The organism is Fischerella sp. (genome assembly GCF_013388695.1).
GTDB lineage: Bacteria > Cyanobacteriota > Cyanobacteriia > Cyanobacteriales > Nostocaceae > PCC9605.
On record NZ_JACAEU010000113.1, the window covers coordinates 29,473 to 45,663 of the forward strand.

The 16,191-nt window shown below is 41.0% G+C and carries 15 protein-coding genes and 3 pseudogenes; 10 read left to right on the top strand and 8 right to left on the bottom strand.

Annotated features, from left to right (window positions below; all coding sequences use genetic code 11):
- Positions 1 to 34 precede the first annotated feature (34 nt).
- The 4 genes from HXY43_RS15230 (at position 35) to HXY43_RS15245 (ending at position 2,998) form a co-directional block, all read left to right on the top strand.
- Positions 35 to 1,156, top strand: coding sequence for a GTP-binding protein (locus HXY43_RS15230; RefSeq protein WP_290884235.1), 1,122 nt, complete (start codon positions 35 to 37; stop codon positions 1,154 to 1,156).
- Positions 1,157 to 1,218: 62 nt separating this feature from the next.
- On the top strand, positions 1,219 to 1,671 hold the full coding sequence (dtd, locus tag HXY43_RS15235) for a D-aminoacyl-tRNA deacylase (protein WP_026736430.1): 453 nt from the start codon (positions 1,219 to 1,221) through the stop codon (positions 1,669 to 1,671).
- A 104-nt stretch (positions 1,672 to 1,775) separates the two neighbouring features.
- Positions 1,776 to 2,111: a photosystem II reaction center protein Psb28 gene (psb28, locus tag HXY43_RS15240; RefSeq protein ID WP_026736431.1), complete on the top strand. Its 336-nt coding sequence runs from the start codon at positions 1,776 to 1,778 to the stop codon at positions 2,109 to 2,111.
- 377 nt (positions 2,112 to 2,488) lie between these two features.
- The gene (locus HXY43_RS15245; protein ID WP_290884239.1) at positions 2,489 to 2,998 is read left to right on the top strand and encodes a molybdenum cofactor biosynthesis protein B; all 510 of its coding nucleotides are present in this window, start codon (positions 2,489 to 2,491) and stop codon (positions 2,996 to 2,998) included.
- Between the two features lie 81 nt (positions 2,999 to 3,079).
- On the opposite strand, the gene ilvC is transcribed toward HXY43_RS15245, so the two are convergent.
- Both ilvC and HXY43_RS15255 read right to left on the bottom strand, forming a co-directional pair.
- A complete protein-coding gene (ilvC, locus tag HXY43_RS15250; RefSeq protein WP_026736433.1) occupies positions 3,080 to 4,075 on the bottom strand; it encodes a ketol-acid reductoisomerase in 996 nt (331 codons plus the stop codon).
- Positions 4,076 to 4,198: 123 nt separating this feature from the next.
- A pseudogene (locus HXY43_RS15255) lies at positions 4,199 to 4,798 on the bottom strand (aldo/keto reductase); the annotation flags it as partial.
- A 715-nt stretch (positions 4,799 to 5,513) separates the two neighbouring features.
- Between HXY43_RS15255 and HXY43_RS15260 the strand changes: the two are divergent.
- The 6 genes and pseudogenes from HXY43_RS15260 (at position 5,514) to HXY43_RS15285 (ending at position 11,418) form a co-directional block, all read left to right on the top strand.
- Positions 5,514 to 6,611 carry an IS701 family transposase gene (locus HXY43_RS15260; protein ID WP_290884241.1) on the top strand — a complete coding sequence of 366 codons (1,098 nt, stop codon included), beginning with the start codon at positions 5,514 to 5,516 and terminating at the stop codon, positions 6,609 to 6,611.
- Positions 6,612 to 6,785: 174 nt separating this feature from the next.
- Positions 6,786 to 7,190, top strand: coding sequence for a DUF4359 domain-containing protein (locus tag HXY43_RS15265; protein WP_290884243.1), 405 nt, complete (start codon positions 6,786 to 6,788; stop codon positions 7,188 to 7,190).
- Between the two features lie 564 nt (positions 7,191 to 7,754).
- Complete coding sequence (locus HXY43_RS15270) at positions 7,755 to 9,287, top strand: SagB/ThcOx family dehydrogenase (protein WP_290884245.1); 1,533 nt, start codon at positions 7,755 to 7,757, stop codon at positions 9,285 to 9,287.
- 95 nt (positions 9,288 to 9,382) lie between these two features.
- Positions 9,383 to 9,598, top strand: a pseudogene (locus tag HXY43_RS15275) (hypothetical protein); the annotation flags it as partial.
- Between the two features lie 508 nt (positions 9,599 to 10,106).
- The gene (locus HXY43_RS15280) at positions 10,107 to 10,454 is read left to right on the top strand and encodes a hypothetical protein (RefSeq protein WP_290884247.1); all 348 of its coding nucleotides are present in this window, start codon (positions 10,107 to 10,109) and stop codon (positions 10,452 to 10,454) included.
- A gap of 139 nt (positions 10,455 to 10,593) precedes the next feature.
- Positions 10,594 to 11,418, top strand: coding sequence for a hypothetical protein (locus HXY43_RS15285; RefSeq protein ID WP_290884249.1), 825 nt, complete (start codon positions 10,594 to 10,596; stop codon positions 11,416 to 11,418).
- A gap of 119 nt (positions 11,419 to 11,537) precedes the next feature.
- Here HXY43_RS15285 and HXY43_RS15290 read toward each other — a convergent pair whose 3' ends face one another.
- From HXY43_RS15290 to HXY43_RS15315, 6 genes and pseudogenes are all read right to left on the bottom strand, one after another.
- Complete coding sequence (locus HXY43_RS15290) at positions 11,538 to 11,867, bottom strand: hypothetical protein (protein WP_290884251.1); 330 nt, start codon at positions 11,865 to 11,867, stop codon at positions 11,538 to 11,540.
- Positions 11,868 to 12,091: 224 nt separating this feature from the next.
- On the bottom strand, positions 12,092 to 13,492 hold the full coding sequence (locus tag HXY43_RS15295; RefSeq protein ID WP_290884253.1) for a ferredoxin:protochlorophyllide reductase (ATP-dependent) subunit N: 1,401 nt from the start codon (positions 13,490 to 13,492) through the stop codon (positions 12,092 to 12,094).
- A gap of 105 nt (positions 13,493 to 13,597) precedes the next feature.
- Positions 13,598 to 14,401 (bottom strand): DUF5331 domain-containing protein, encoded by an 804-nt coding sequence (locus HXY43_RS15300; RefSeq protein WP_290884255.1) that lies wholly within the window; start codon positions 14,399 to 14,401, stop codon positions 13,598 to 13,600.
- Positions 14,402 to 14,426: 25 nt separating this feature from the next.
- Entirely contained in the window at positions 14,427 to 15,293 is an 867-nt protein-coding gene (gene bchL, locus HXY43_RS15305; protein WP_290884257.1) for a ferredoxin:protochlorophyllide reductase (ATP-dependent) iron-sulfur ATP-binding protein, read from the bottom strand.
- A gap of 395 nt (positions 15,294 to 15,688) precedes the next feature.
- Entirely contained in the window at positions 15,689 to 15,862 is a 174-nt protein-coding gene (locus HXY43_RS15310; protein ID WP_290884259.1) for a hypothetical protein, read from the bottom strand.
- A 244-nt stretch (positions 15,863 to 16,106) separates the two neighbouring features.
- Positions 16,107 to 16,191, bottom strand: a pseudogene (locus tag HXY43_RS15315) (IS5/IS1182 family transposase); the annotation flags it as partial.

Here is a 16,191-nt window from a genome sequence, read left to right on the forward strand (position 1 = left end):
ACATTTCTAAATTGACTTTTTTGATAGCAGTGCTATGCAAGCAGTTACCTCTGAATCTCATTCAATGGATGCCGCAAAACAAGGACTCCCAGTAACAATTATTACTGGTTTTCTCGGTAGTGGAAAGACAACTTTACTCAATCATATCCTGACCAATCAGCAGGGTTTGAAAACCGCTGTTTTAGTAAATGAATTTGGTGAAATTGGCATCGATAACGAGTTAATTATCTCTGCTGACGATAATAATATGGTGGAGTTAAGTAACGGTTGTATCTGCTGCACCATTAATAATGATTTGGTTGATGCCGTTTACAAAGTTTTAGAACGCCAAGAAAATATCGATTATCTAGTTGTAGAAACAACTGGGCTTGCAGACCCGCTACCAGTTGCTCTCACATTTCTTGGCACGGAATTGCGAGATTTAACTCGTTTAGATTCAATTATTACTGTTGTAGATGCGGCAAATTACAGCCTGGATTTATTTAATTCTCAGGCTGCTTACAGTCAAATTGCCTATGGCGATGTAATTCTGCTGAATAAGACAGATTTAGTTTCTGAGGAAGAATTGCAAACTTTGGAAACCAAAATTAGGGAAGTTAAGGAAGGAGCGAGAATTATTCGCACCAAGCAGGCACAAGTGCCATTACCTTTAATTCTTAGCGTTGGTCTGTTTGAATCAGACAAATATTTTGATACTGTCGAAGCGCATGATCGTGAACATCACCATCATGACCATGACGACAATCATGACCACTCTGAATGCGGTCATGACCATCACGATCATGACCACGACCATGACCATGAACACCATCACCATCATCATTCCGATCACCTAGAAAATGATGGCTTTACCTCACTATCTTTTGAAAGTGATAAACCTTTTGCAATCAGGAAATTTCAGTATTTCTTAGATAACCAACTCCCTGATAACATTTTCCGTGCCAAGGGAATTATGTGGTTTGATGAAAGTCCCAAACGGCATATTTTCCACCTTTGCGGTAAGCGCTTTACTTTGGATGATGATGAGTGGAAAGGTGAGAAGAAAAATCAGTTGGTGCTGATTGGGCAAAATTTAGATCGCGAACAATTGCGAGAACAACTAGAAAACTGCCTGTGTATTCCTTCCACTTCTCGTGGCAAAGGATTTGGAAAATGATGAATGCTGAATTATGAATTATGAAAAGTTTATAATTCATAATTCATAATTCATAATTATTTATGCGTATTGTTGTCCAACGGGTTAAATCATCTCAAGTCACAGTGAACGGTGAAATTGTCGGCAAAATTGGACGAGGACTAAACTTACTCGTAGGTATTGCTGAGACAGATACTGATGCCGAACTTGACTGGATGGTACGTAAATGTTTGGAATTGCGGCTGTTTCCCGATCAAGAAGGTGGCGACAGGTGGCAAAAATCTGTACAAGAATTTGGCGGTGAGTTGCTGGTAGTAAGCCAGTTCACGCTTTACGGCAACTGTCGCAAAGGTCGCCGTCCTTCTTTTGACCGTTCAGCAGCCCCTCAAACAGCCGAAGATTTATATAACCGTTTTGTTGCTAAGTTACGTGAGAGTGGTTTAAAAGTGGAAACTGGTAAATTTGGAGCGCTGATGCAAGTTTCAATCGAAAATGATGGCCCCGTGACTTTACTACTAGAAAAAGAAGCAAGCTAAGTGTTTACACGTAGGTAAAAAATCTAGCCATAATCTAGACTTATTGGTGCTAAATGGTGAGAGAATATTAATTTAAGCATCACAAAACTTTAAATACACTCAAAATGGCAAAAATCCAGTTTTCAAGGGGTATCGACGAAGAAGTAATTCCAGAAGTGCGCTTGACGCGATCGCGCAGTGGTGAAAGTGGCACTGCAACGTTTATTTTTCAAAATCCAAAAGCATTGGATGTTGGCAATACCGAAGACATCACTGGCATGTACATGATTGATGAAGAAGGGGAAATAATCACCCGCGAAGTCAAAGGTAGATTTATCAACGGTAAACCAGAAGCGTTGGAAGCAGTTTACCTGATGAAATCCAAGGATGAATGGGATCGCTTTATGCGATTTATGCAGCGCTATGCAGAAGAAAATGGCTTGGGATTCAATAAATCTTAATGAGTCATTGGTCATTGGTTAATAGTTAGTGGTTAGTGGTTAGTGGTTAGTAGGGGCGGGTTTCTATAAAATATCCCGTCATTTAAGCCCACAAGTATCAAAGCTAGGACTTACGCATTGACAGAAAATACCAAATATGAAGTATGGTTTTCAGGCATTAAACCTTGATTTTTCGACACTGTTTAGGTGATCGCTATTTATCAAAGGATGATTGATAAAAGCCTGAAACGACGTATTTTCGTTAAGTCACAAGATAAGAAATTTGTACAGTGCGTAAGTCCTAAAAGCTAAACCCGCCCATACAGTAATTGATGGTTGATTGGAACAAACAACAACCAACAAACAACACATGCCAAATGACAAAGGACAAATGACTAATGACTGCGATTCACCAACCTCACCCCGATCAATCCGGGATAACGGTAACTTGTGCTGTTGTTACCGTTAGCGATACACGTTCCCAAGAAACAGATAAAAGTGGTCAATTAATTCAGCAATTACTCCGTGATGCCAATCATGCAGTTGGAGCCTATACGATTATTAAAGATGAACCAACCCAAATTCAAGGGCAGTTAGAACTACTGGGTAAAACTTCCAATTTGGATGCTGTGATTTTTAATGGCGGTACTGGCATCGCGCCGAGAGATACTACCTACGATGCGATAGAAAAATTGCTAGAAAAGACTTTGCCTGGGTTTGGTGAGTTGTTTCGATTTTTAAGCTATCAAGAAATTGGTTCGCGGGCGATCGCATCTCGCGCTGTTGCTGGTATTTATCAAAGTAAACTCATCTTTTCTCTACCTGGTTCCAGCAACGCCGTGCGCTTGGCAATGGAAAAACTAATCCTGCCAGAAATCACTCACTTAGTTGGTTTATTGCGTCAATAGGAACTAAATAATTATGAATTATGAATGATGAATTATGAAAAAACAGTTCATAATTTATCATTCATAATTCATAATTTTGATTTAATCCTTCTTCATCCAGCTAAACATAGCGCGTAAGTCTTTACCGATTTCCTCAATTGAGTGTTCGGCTTCTTTACGACGCATGGCGGTAAATCCAGGTTTGCCTGCTTGGTTTTCTAGAACAAACTCCCGCGCAAATTGTCCAGTTTGAATCTCGCTGAGAATCTTCCGCATTTCTGCTTTAGTTTGTTCGTTGACAATCCGAGGGCCACGAGTGTAGTCACCATATTCAGCAGTGTTAGAAATACTATCGCGCATTTTAGCGAGTCCACCTTCCACAATTAAGTCAACAATCAGTTTGACTTCGTGGAGACATTCAAAATAAGCTAATTCTGGCTGATAACCAGCTTCTACCAGAGTTTCAAATCCAGCTTTAATTAAGGCACTTAAACCACCACACAATACTGCCTGTTCGCCGAATAAGTCGGTTTCGGTTTCTTCGCGGAAAGTGGTTTCGAGAATGCCAGCACGGGTTCCACCGATACCTTTAGCATAAGCCATGGCGCGATCGCGTGCTTGTCCGGTAGCATCCTGAAAAACTGCAAATAAGCAAGGTACTCCTTGTCCTTCTTCGTAAGTCCGCCGTACTAAATGTCCGGGCCCTTTGGGTGCTACCATGATCGCGTCTACGTCAGGTGGTGGCACGATTTGACCAAAGTGAATATTGAACCCGTGGGCAAAAGCTAATACATTCCCTTCTTCTAGCTGGGGTTCAATTTCGTTTTTGTAAACTGTTTTTTGTACCTCATCAGGTAACAAAATCATCAGCAAATCGGCAGCTTTGGCTGCATCTGCCACACTCTTGACAGTTAACCCAGCGGCTTGGGCTTTAGCTGCTGACTTACTGCCCGGATATAATCCGACAATAACGTTCATGCCACTATCCTTAAGATTCAGGGCGTGGGCATGACCTTGGGAACCATAACCGATGATGGCGATCGTTTTTCCGGCTAAAAGGTCTAAATTTGCATCTGCGTCGTAATACATCCGAGCCATAAGCGCGTCTCCAGTCAGCAAGCATCCTGTTTGTTTGCAGACTTGTTATTTTACCTAATTATGGTATCGTTTCTCGATCAATTCTTTCGACTTCCTGATCAGATAATTTCACATCGAGGGCACCTCACAATATTCCAGTACGCCATCAAACTCGGGCTGGCGATACCAAGGATTGTATTGGTTTTGCACCGAGACGATATCAATTACATCCCGTGCCCTTTGAATTTGTTCCACAGAAAAGTTAGAAACTCCCACAAAACGAACGATCCCCGCTTGTTGTGCTTCTTTGGCTGGTGTTAGGGATTCCTCAATGGTATAGTCAGGATCTGGTGCGTGATATTGCCATACATCAATAGGTTTATTACCACCTAAAGCCTCAAAGCTGATGCGAATAGTCTCACGTAAGTGTTTTGGGTTGCCATTACGTGTCCAGTTACCATTGGGACGCATCAAGCCACCCTTGGTTGCGACAATCACTTTGCTTGTATCGCCATCGTAAGTTTGCAAGGCTTTATGAATCAATCGCTCGTTGTGGTGCTTATCTGATTCATCTTTGCAGTAAGAATCAGCGGTGTCTATGAAAGTGATTCCCAATTTCAAAGCGCGATGAATAACGTTAAGCGATCGCGACTCTGAGGGGCGGTTGCTTAACGACATCGGCATACCTCCTAAACCGATGGCACTAACATCTACACCTGTTTTTCCTAGTTGTTTTTTATCCATATTTATGCTTTAGTTTTCAGCACTATTATCTATTGTTATTTACTAATTGGTCAGACCCTTCTTGACAATTCATCTCTCAAAAGGTTTATTGTTTTTTAATAAGCAACCTCAACAATTAAATAGTAACTGGGTGTGGATAAACAAAACTATGAGCGTCCTAACGATCATTATGACGACTGCATTGTTGTCAAAAAATTTAGATAAGTATTTGCGAAAGTTAGTATGACCATATAGCTGCTACAGACCTTTTGCAAAAATAACTTTTGCCACCTGTAGGAAAGGGTTAAAAGTCAAGTAGGAACGAAAAAGATAACTACTTTTGCTACACCCCTAATCCATGCAGCGTCATACCTTTATTCATGTTCTTATCTTTTTGTAAAGAGTATAAATATAGACATTGACAAGTAGTATGTTTTTATAATTTGCAGAGATATAAATCAGTGAGCAGCAAATAAAGTGTAACTATATTGTTGAAATCAAGCAACTTGCATGATGCTTCAAATATGTTTATTTATATTGTAATATTACGTAAAAATACATAAAGTATTTTTATAAATAAAATCTTTCATATCAAAATTTATGAAAAGCAGAAAAAGCTGGAAACATTTACTTCAAGAAAGCTTCATAGAACAGTTAGTAATCTTTAGTTATATTATGTGACGCTGTTGAAAAAAGATGACTAATAATTATCAATCCCTTTTTCTGGAGTTAATGTATGGCACACCCCAGGGAAGCAGTTCCTACCGTCAGTTTTGTTGATAACTATTGTGCAACTTACCAGCACCTTTTCCCAGAAGTCAGAAGCTTTGAATTCTTCAAATGGCTGCATTTGGGTCTAATTTCTGATATTCCTCGTAAAACACTGCCTGCAATTGCCCAATATCTAGGTTTAAGCAGCCATCAATCTTTACTTCATTTTTTGACTGAATCACCTTGGCAAGTAGAAGAACTGAGAAATCAGAGATTATCTATTATTCGTCAGGTGTTAGAAGGAAGAAGTTTTACTTTGATCATTGATGATAGTGGAGATAAAAAGAAAGGTAAAACTACCGATTATGTAGACAGACAATATATTGGCAATTTAGGCACAGTCGAAAATGGAATTGTTTCAGTCAATGCCTATGCTTTTGTAGACGGTCTGATTTTTCCCTTAATTTTTAAAATTTTCAAACCTTTAAAAAGACTGAAACCGCAAGACATCTTTAAAACAAAACCTCAATTAGCTGCCGAGATAATTCAAGAACTACAAGAGAGAGGGTTCAAATTTGACTTGGTATTAGCAGATACTGTGTATGAAGAATGCGATTCTTTGATTAGTGTCCTCAATCAATTTCAACTCAATTTCATCGTTGCGATTAGAAGTAATTATGGTTTTTGGCTAGCTCCGAGTCAGAGACTTAGGTACACCAGATGGAAGAAATTCCACAGGCTGTTCTCTAAAGGCAAGACCGAAGAAAGCTACATTCGTGAAATTATCTTCGGAAAGCATCGACAAACCCGCTATTGGCAAGTTACCACTGACCGAGAAAATTTTTCTGACAACTTTACTTTGTTCCTAATGAGTAATTTACCAGCATCTATTCCTTCAGCAGTACGTAATCCTTATGGATTAATAACTTGGTTAGAGTACGGCTGTAAGCACAGTAAAAATTACATAGGTTGGTCTGATTTCCGCGTCACTAATTACGAACAAATAGAACGTTGGTGGGAGGTAGTATGTAGTACTTACTTAATGCTTAGTTTACAATTTCATGTCTTCCAGCAAAAATCAAATCAAGCCATTACAAGCCAAAACACCGAACTTATCGCTTAAATTATTTTTTGTTATTAGCCCTACTCCAGATTATTACAGTTTTAATACTCAATGACAAGCAAAATATAGCCATCCTGATTTCAGTAGCATAGCTGCCTTAAGTTTCAGAAATAGAGGTAACTGCTGTTGTATTTACACTTAACGAGTCAGCTGCATCATTTCTACAAGAAAACTATGAAGGCATCATTGCGAAGTCGTCAAGGTATAAGTAAAAGCCTATTCACACTGATAGCGATCGCTGGTGTTGCAAGTGTAATGTCCTTTACCAACCCTAATAACAATGCCTATGTTGACTATGCCGCAAACCGACTTACCAGCGAGATTCAAAATGCTGTTTGTAATGGGCCACAGTTGCCACAAGGACAGTTGTGGGAGGGTGTTAGCAAACTGACAGCCACTACCTGCAAATCTGGACTGGCAACAGGACTGGCTTTTCAAAGTAGTAATATCAAAGACGTTATTACTCAATCAACCGAGCGCCAGAACTTTTTCATTTTCAGTATCTATACTACAAAAGTCCCTGGATATAACTTTAGAACGATAGGCGCATTTGGTAATTTCCTGACGTTTCAAAAATAGCAGGGTTTTAGTGATAAGTAGATCGGCACAATTAAAGTTAACTCGTGAAGATCGTCATTTGTGAGCCAGCGCGGTCTTGGGGGTTCCCCCCATGAGCGACTGGCGAACCCGTAAGGGTCATTTGTCATTTGTCATTTGTCATTCGTCATTCGTCATTCGTCATACCCTGCACCGAAGCCGAGTAAAGCGCGTCTACGTCATTGGTAGGGATTTTAGGCGTGTTTACTTTTCGTAACTCGCATTATGTTTATTTCCACCCACCTACTTAGGGATTTCTAAGAAATAAATTATCCCGGATTGTGGAGTGGAGAGAAGTTGCCGGGGAGATGTTCTTTCCGGCAAACTTCGGAGCATCCTGCCCCCCTCTGGGATGGGACGGGTGGGGACATCCATCTCACAAGAAAATTTGGGATGTTTTTTATTTGGAAGTCCCTTATTGAGTAGACAGTTATAGATTGCACCTATGGGTGATAATACAAAAACCTCAAAGGTTTGTACTGATGATGACGAAACGATGGTGCTCAGGAATGCCAAGATAGGTAGCAGAAGCGTATTTAAACTCTTATGCCCGAACTACGCCACTCCATAGCCCAGCACTACCACGAACGCACTAAGTATGACCCTGAAACTATAGCCTCTAAACATAAGGGGTTAGACTGGGCAAAGCAACCTGTGCCGTTCAAAGAGTACAAAATTGGCTCAACTTTTGATCTCAAGCCCTACATTCAAGATCAGTCTGAGGCCTTTGTCAACAACTCAGACGCTCAATGGTGGCAAAGAGTATCGCGGCTTTTGTTTTGCAGCTATGGACTGACTGCCAGAATGCCTTCTATGGGAAGCGCGGTGTATCTCCGTGCTGCGCCTAGTGCTGGTGGTTTGTATCCAGCAGAGGTGTACGTAGTTTCTCGCGGTACGCCTTTATTGCCTCCAGGACTGTATAACTACCAGTGTCGGACTCATTCCTTGATGCATTTTTGGGAAAGTGATGTTTGGCAAGCTTTGCAAGCAGCTTGTTTTTGGCATCCTGCTTTGGAAAGTACGCAACTGGCAATTATTACCACTGCTGTTTTTTATCGTTCGGCATGGCGCTATGAAGATAGGGCTTACCGCCGGATTTTTCTGGATACAGGACACCTTTTGGGTAACATCGAGTTAGCAAGTGCTATTACTGACTATCGTCCTCATTTAATCGGTGGCTTTGTGGATGAAGCGGTCAATGAACTACTTTATATCGATCCTCAACAGGAAGGAGCGATCGCAATTCTTCCCCTAGCTGATTTACTAGATATTAAACAAAACTTGCCCACATGGCGAACTGCCCTACCCTCCGCCACCGAAACTAATTATCCTGAAATTCCCGATGGTGAGTTGTTGAACTACTTTCACAAGGCCACCCAAATCCAACCAGGCACAACTGGCAAGCTGAATTTGCCGGAAGTCAAACAAGAAAAGTCCTTGGAGGATAAGTACAATTTTCCTTTCTGTCAAAAAATTTCTACTGCCACTACGCCCGTGCAGTGGGGCGAAAAGCTTGAAGACTTGGAAGCTACTATTCTCAAGCGACGTTCTACCCGTGCTTACACAGGTGAAGATTTAACATTTGATGAATTAAAAGCCTTACTTGATTTCACTTATCAACCCCAAAATTACATCGACCAAGGTTTAGATATTTCTCCAGACTACTTTGACCTGAATTTAATAGAAACATTTATCGCCGTTTCCGGTGTCAAAGGACTTGAGTCAGGCTGTTACTATTACGCACCCAAAGCGCAAGAATTACGACAAATTCGCTTTAAAAATTTCCGTCGGGAGTTACACTTTCTCTGCTTGGGACAAGATTTAGGTCGAGATGCGGCAGTGGTGTTATTCCATACAGCAGATTTGAAGGCAGCAGTTGCTCAATATGGCGATCGCGTTTACCGTTATTTACATATGGATGCGGGTCATTTGGGGCAAAGGCTGAATTTAGCAGCAATTCATCTTGGCTTGGGCGTCAGCGGTATCGGTGGCTTCTTTGATGATCTAGTCAATGAAGTTTTAGGTATACCTGCTGATGAAGCTGTGTTATATATTACTACTTTGGGGCGTTCCAGGTAAGAAATTTTTTACAGTCAAACTTCCGGTTTCCTCACAATTTCCTCACACAGTTTTTTTTACTGTGAGAGTAAAGCTAAATTAGCTAGTTTTTTCACAAATTTAAAGATTGTCAGGGATTCTACCCGAACCTGGCAAAATTGATTGTCACCAATGGACCTTACAACAAGGTTGAGGATGTATTAGAGATTCCAAGTTTGAGCGATCGCCAGAAGCAGCTGCTCAAGTCTCAGTTGCCAAACTTTAAAGTATCGGAACCAATGGTTCCCCTAGAAATGAGGATGCCTCCCAGACCAGCTATGCCTGCACGATAAACAGGCACAGGCTGCCAGAAGCGATCGCTCTAATGTTGTTGGTATGGAATGAGAGCGATTGCATTGCATCTGCATATTTACAGTTCAGACAGATGGATCTGACTTTTCACAGCATGTGGAAAAGTGCGTAGGGGTGTAGTGGTCTATGTCATTAATTATGAGAGGTTTGTAGTGAGCGATTTATCGCTCAATTTCCATGGCTAAAGCCCTAACTACAATCTTTTACAACTCATCAAAATTAATGGGACAGACCACTAGTTTTGAGGGTTTGTAGTAAGCACAAGCGTGCTTAAAAATTCAGGACTAAAGTCCTGACTACGAACTTTGAGTCCATGAATTCAAATTTGACAAACTAGTAGGGGTGTTCTTAAAACCTCACAAATTCCTCAAACTATTTTTCTATGATGAAAATACAGCAAAGTGAGAGAAACTCGGCTAGTTTGACTCCTATTTGCAGAGCGAATTACACCCAAAAGTAGCAGTTTCCAGAAGCAAGGAGCAAGACGTTATGAAAACCGGAACACTACTTGACCCAACTACAAAAATTCCCAGTTATTTAAGCGAACAAATTAAAAAGCACTTTCCCGATAAAGATTTAAACGATTTGACTATCCGATATTATGAAAGCGTGGAAGATGTAGGCTACGAGTACTTCCAAGAAAAAGTCTTGCCAACTTGTAACTACGATCCAGCAGTTAAATATCTTGAACCCTTTATTTTCTACATCAAATTGGGAGAGGCCTTAACTCTGTCAAAAGAAGGAATAGTAGTCTACGAGATCGAGGAAAACAACAAATGCACCGAAACAGGGCCATTTTGGTTTGTGGCTGCTAAGTCGGCAGGTGGAAGTAAATAATCAAACTATTGCCAACGGGATCGCGAGGTTCCTTTCCCCTTTTACTTTTTTCCCTGTACCCTACATAGAAAAAGTGCGATCGCTCTGGTGTTATTGATATGTAAAGAGAGCGATCGCTTTCAGTATTTCATGAAATCCTATGTCCTCAAAGATCAATATGCACGGTTGTACTAAAATCGTCAGTTTTGGATTTGCTGGAATCACTACGGTGCTGGTACTTTCTCCTGCTTTAACCATTGCTACGCCAAACAATTCTATCACTCCGACACCAGTTGTTATTTCTAGCCCCAGTCAAAATAATTCATCCCAGTCAGTGGTTCTCGCTAAAGAAACATATAGTGTTGGTAGTTTCATAAAAGATGCTATACCAGCACTTTTAGGTTCCTTGCTTGGCAGTGGTGGGATGCTTTGGTTTTTTGGACAAATACAACTAGAAAAGCAGAGAAACCAACATCAAAAAGAACTGGAGTTATTAAAAGACGCACTTCAATTGGAAAGGTCAAAAAAGGAACGAATTTCGGCGAGTCGATTTGAACTCTACATGAGAGTTTGGAGCAGTCTACAGAAAGTAAAGACTGCTGGAGATTTATTATGGAAACAAGTCTCAGAGGAAAATATTTTTTTATTTGCAAAAACGCTAAAAGAGACTCGCTTAGATATTAACGAGGGACACTTATTACTCGATAAAAATAACTATGATGAACTGCAAAGAATTCTAAAATCCTTTGAAAGCTATGAGCTTGGAAAGAGTCAGCTAAGACTAATTGATGTTAGTTCGCGTGAACAACTGAAACAATGGGCAGATGAACAACAGAAAGAAGGAATATCCAAAGACGAACTTAGGCGATGGATTATCAATCACAATCAAGAAAATAAAGAAGCTTACGAAAACCTACTTGAAAAGATAATGCAACAGTTCCGCCAAGAGTTAGGGATAGAAGTAGATGAATCAACTAGGGAGTAACTATGAGGCTGCTTGGCTGGCTAGTAATCGAACTGATTGGAGTCGCTGCGAGAGCGATCGCCGATGGGTTACAAATTTTATCCTCTTGTCGGTTGGTTAACAGTGAGAGAATGGTATTTCTAATACCAAAGATATCTATGATAAGGGTTTCGTTCCCGAAGAATGTATTGGCAGCGCCGCGGGTGATTGTGGCGAACACATCTATTGTAACGTTGCCACCGTCTGCTTTCCCATATTTGTGCTAGAGTTCGGCGATTAACATAGTTACAATATCGACGATCGCGACGATCGTTCGACCTACCATCAATACGCACTACTGCGGAATCTGTCTCTACTCTAATCCTATTAAAGCTTTGCTCTGCCTGAACTCGGCTACTAGTAGCTAGAATGCTACTCAATGCTGCTATACCAGCAAGAGCAAAATTCAAAAACTTTTGATTTGTCAACATATTCTCACCTCCCTCGATGGGTAGGAGAGAGTTTATAAAGAGCTTATAAACACAATACCTCCACTTCTATAGAATACGAAATCAATATGAGGAAATTGTGAAGAAAGTAAACCCATTACAGTTCATAAAAAAGAGCGATCGCTGTTTAATGCGATTCGCCCCGTTCGTTTATCTACAGACAAAAAAGTACAAAGAGTGATATCCTCAGCCAAGGGTGGAAATCTTTAAATCTTGGCTTCTTCCTTCACTAACTTATCCCAACCCAAATCTTTTAGGCTGTTGTTCCGACGCAGCGGACGAGTTACTAACTCAAGAATGTCACGGGCGTTGGTAAAGCCATGAATTTGAGCAAAAGTAAACTCTACAGACCATTTAGTGTTGATACCGCGTGCTTCCAACGGGTTGGCATGAGCCATACCAGTAATTACCAAATCAGGCTGTAACTCATAAATCCGCTGGACTTGGTTGTAGTTGTCTGGCTTCTCAACAATCTTTGGCATGGGTACACCCATTTCCTTACAAGACTTCTCCAGCAAAGCTAACTCAGCAGCTTGGTAGCGCTTGTCCATGTAGGGAATACCAATTTCATGCACGGTCATACCGCAGCGCACCAAGAAACGTGCTAGGGAAACTTCCAGCAAGTTATCACCCATGAAGAATACAGACTTGCCACGAATCAGTTTGACGTATTCTTCCAAGCCTTCCCAAATTTGGGCTTCCCGTTCTTCCAAACCTTTCGGGGTAATGCCAAACACCGAGCAAATTTTCTCAATCCAAGCACGAGTACCATCAGGGCCGATGGGGAAAGGTGCGCCAATTAACTTGCACTTGCGACGCCGCATTAAGGTTGTAGCGGTGCGGCTGAGGAAGGGATTGACACCAGCAACATAATACCCTTCTTCAATTACAGGTAGTTCTGTAAAGCGCTTGGCGGGTAGCCAGCCAGAAACTTTGATACCTTGCTTCTTCAGTTCTAAGGTGAGTTGAGTAACTACGGGGTCGGGGAGAGAACCAAATAGTACCAAAGGTGGGTGATCTACGTACTCGGATTCTTCTTGGGCGACTTCTTCTTTCTTCTTACCAAAATTGAGCAGTTTTTGAATCGCGTTACGCTCGTTTTTATCTGCTTCTACCACAGGGGCCTTATCCGGACAACGTGCAGCCATCGCCGCTAACACCGTGTCTTCCCCTTGGGTGAAAGCATAGTCTAAACCATTGGCACGAGCCACGACAATGGGGATACCAATTTCAGATTCTAGCTTGGGAGCCAAGCCTTCCAAATCCATCTTGATAATTTCGGTGGTGCAAGTGCCAATCCACACAATTACACTAGGATTGCGATCGCGTTTAATCTGCAAGCACAGCCGCTTTAATTCTTCGTAATCATTCAGTTGTGCTGAAATATCCCCCTCTTCCAACTCTGCCATCGCGTAACGGGGTTCCGCAAAAATCATCACCCCCATCGCGTTTTGCAGGAAGTAGCCACAAGTCTTTGTACCAATTACCAAAAAGAAGCTATCTTCAATTTTTTGGTATAACCACGCCACACAACTAATTGGGCAAAAAGTGTGGTAGTTACCGGTTTCACACTCAAAATTTAAAGCTTCTGGTTGAGCAAGAGTCATTTTAGTATTTTCTCCCCATGATTTTTAAAGTTAGGAGTTAAGAGTCATTTGTCATTTGTCATTTGCTTCCGACAAAGGACAAAAGACAAACTCCTAACTCTGCATTTACGTGTTGGGGAAAAGACTGGCAATTTCCGAGTCGTCCAAACCGTTAGTTGACAGTTCTTCCCCTAAAAAAATATCTGTATTTGCTTCACCCTTAAAAGAAGCTGTCTCATTACCCCAAACATCTGATAACACGTCAGCAAATCCATTCTCGTTAGGTACAGCGGAAATTGTGTTATCTACTTCCTTGATCCCATCAAAGGAAATATCACCAAACTCGTCAGCTGCATCTGTTTCGTGCATTTGCTGGAACTCATTTTTTGAGTTGGGATTTTGAGGCGAAGAATTATCGTCCTCCATACTACTCAGGGTTTCCGTAGCCATTGCCCTCAGTTCATCCCGCAACATCGTATCAGGAACCATGAGGGTTTCTTCATGGTTGTAGGTTACTTCCAAATCGTGAGCAATGGCATCTTTCCCAAAACCATTTTTCTCGGATGTTGTTAATGTTTCATCATGGGATTTTTCTTCTATGATGGCTGCTGACTCATAGTCTTGTTGCGATCCTTCTGTTTTGGGAATGTGGTTCCCCAGAGCAATGTCTGGATCGAAATTTAAATCCAGCACCTCAACTAGGGTATCAGCATCAGGATTCAATTTGGAGAAAGGTAGCATCAACTGCGCTAGCTTCGGTTCCAGCGCGTTAGCCACTCCCAGGATGAGGTAAGAAGGCGGTCGCTTGCCACCATCAGGTGTGTAAACTGATTCCACCTGCATGTGCAGCTTAATCCAGTCGCGATTGTTCTGAAAGAATTGCAACCACTTTTGCTTAAGCGAATCTGTAAAACTGTAAAAGAAAGCCATACTCTCATCCTGAGAAAAAAATGATTTATACAATCATCAAGTCTAATTCTTCTTCCGGATTAGGAACCTGTGGTTTATTCGGATTTAGATAAAAATCGGATAACAGAGAGAATAATTCCCTGTCTTGGGCATCTTGCGGTACCACACCCTCGGGAAGTGCCAAAAGTTGGTCAGCGATATTTAAGTAATAATCGCAAACGTAATTCAAAGAGGGGTCAGTATCTGCCATTTCAAACAAAGTCTTACCCTTAACACGGGAAACGCGGATATCTTCAATTAAAGGTAAGACTTCCAAAACTGGCATCGGCACCGCTTCTACGTATTTTTCAATCAAGTCACGCTTAGAAGTACGATTACCAATTAACCCAGCCAGACGCAGTGGGTGAGTCCGTGCTTTCTCTCGTACGGAAGCAGCGATGCGGTTAGCAGCAAATAAGGCGTCAAAACCGTTGTCTGTAACAATGATGCAGTAGTCAGCATAGTTAAGAGGTGCTGCAAAACCACCGCAAACAACGTCACCAAGAACGTCAAATAAAATCACATCGTACTCATCAAAGGCGTTGAGTTCTTTCAGTAATTTTACCGTTTCGCCTACTACGTAACCACCACATCCAGCACCAGCGGGTGGCCCGCCAGCTTCTACGCAATCAACTCCACCATAGCCTTTGTAGATCACATCTTCAGGCCAAATATCTTCGTAGTGGTAGTCTTTTTCTTGCAAGGTGTCAATAATCGTTGGAATCAAGAAGCCGGTAAGGGTGAAGGTGCTGTCGTGTTTGGGGTCGCAGCCAATTTGCAATACTTTCTTGCCACGCTTGGCTAAAGCGACGGAAATATTACAGCTAGTTGTAGATTTACCGATACCGCCTTTTCCGTAAACTGCTAATTTCACTGTTTTTGCCTCTTATGGTTTTTTATTATTGGCTCAAACACTTGCAGCACCGTCTGTGACGGCGATGTGTGAGGTCTTCGAGTGTCATTATTGTTCAAATAAAACTGAAAATAAAGGGGTTTTTAAAATATTTTAGGGCGATATTCAGAGTAAATAAAGCTTTATTTGAATAATCACGAAAAATAATCTTTATAAAATCATTTAAAGCCTTAAAAATCATAAAATAACTATTTTATTTATAAATAAAATATAAAATAGTTACAAAAAGCAAAAAATTATCTAGCCTTGATTTATAGGGTTTTCATCAAAAAACTTATGGCGAAATAGCAGAATTTACGCTATGACCCTAAAATGGTCTTGCTTATGGAAGTGGTAGTTATGGGGTTTAGCAAGATTTATCTGTAAATTGAGCAGCGTAGCTTATCTTTAGTTGATACAGCGATCGCGATCGCTAAAAGCAAAGCATCTGGCAAAAGTAAGACCCAAAAAGCTAATGGATCTGGGTGAATTGCGTGTATCCTGGCAATGCCACTACCGAAACTGATTCCAAAAAAATTGGCAGTTGCCAATCAACTCCCAAGACAAGGTAATTACTAGTTTTGAGGCATCGCTCAGAAAATGTAAAAAATAATTACATTTAAAAAAATTGGCTAAATTTTTCTAAAACAGACATCTAACTAGCCTGACGGGGCGACAACAAGAGCTACGATGCAGACATAATAAGCCTCATAGCCCTCTGACCACGTTGATAATACTTCTGTTTACTGGGAATTAATCTCAGAGGATGTTTGAAAAGTTTTCAGAGGTCAAAGATTATGCCAATCGCCTCACCATAATGCGGATCATGGCAATATATAAAAAAGTCTCTGATGTTTCGGGTAATAATTCATAATCGCGA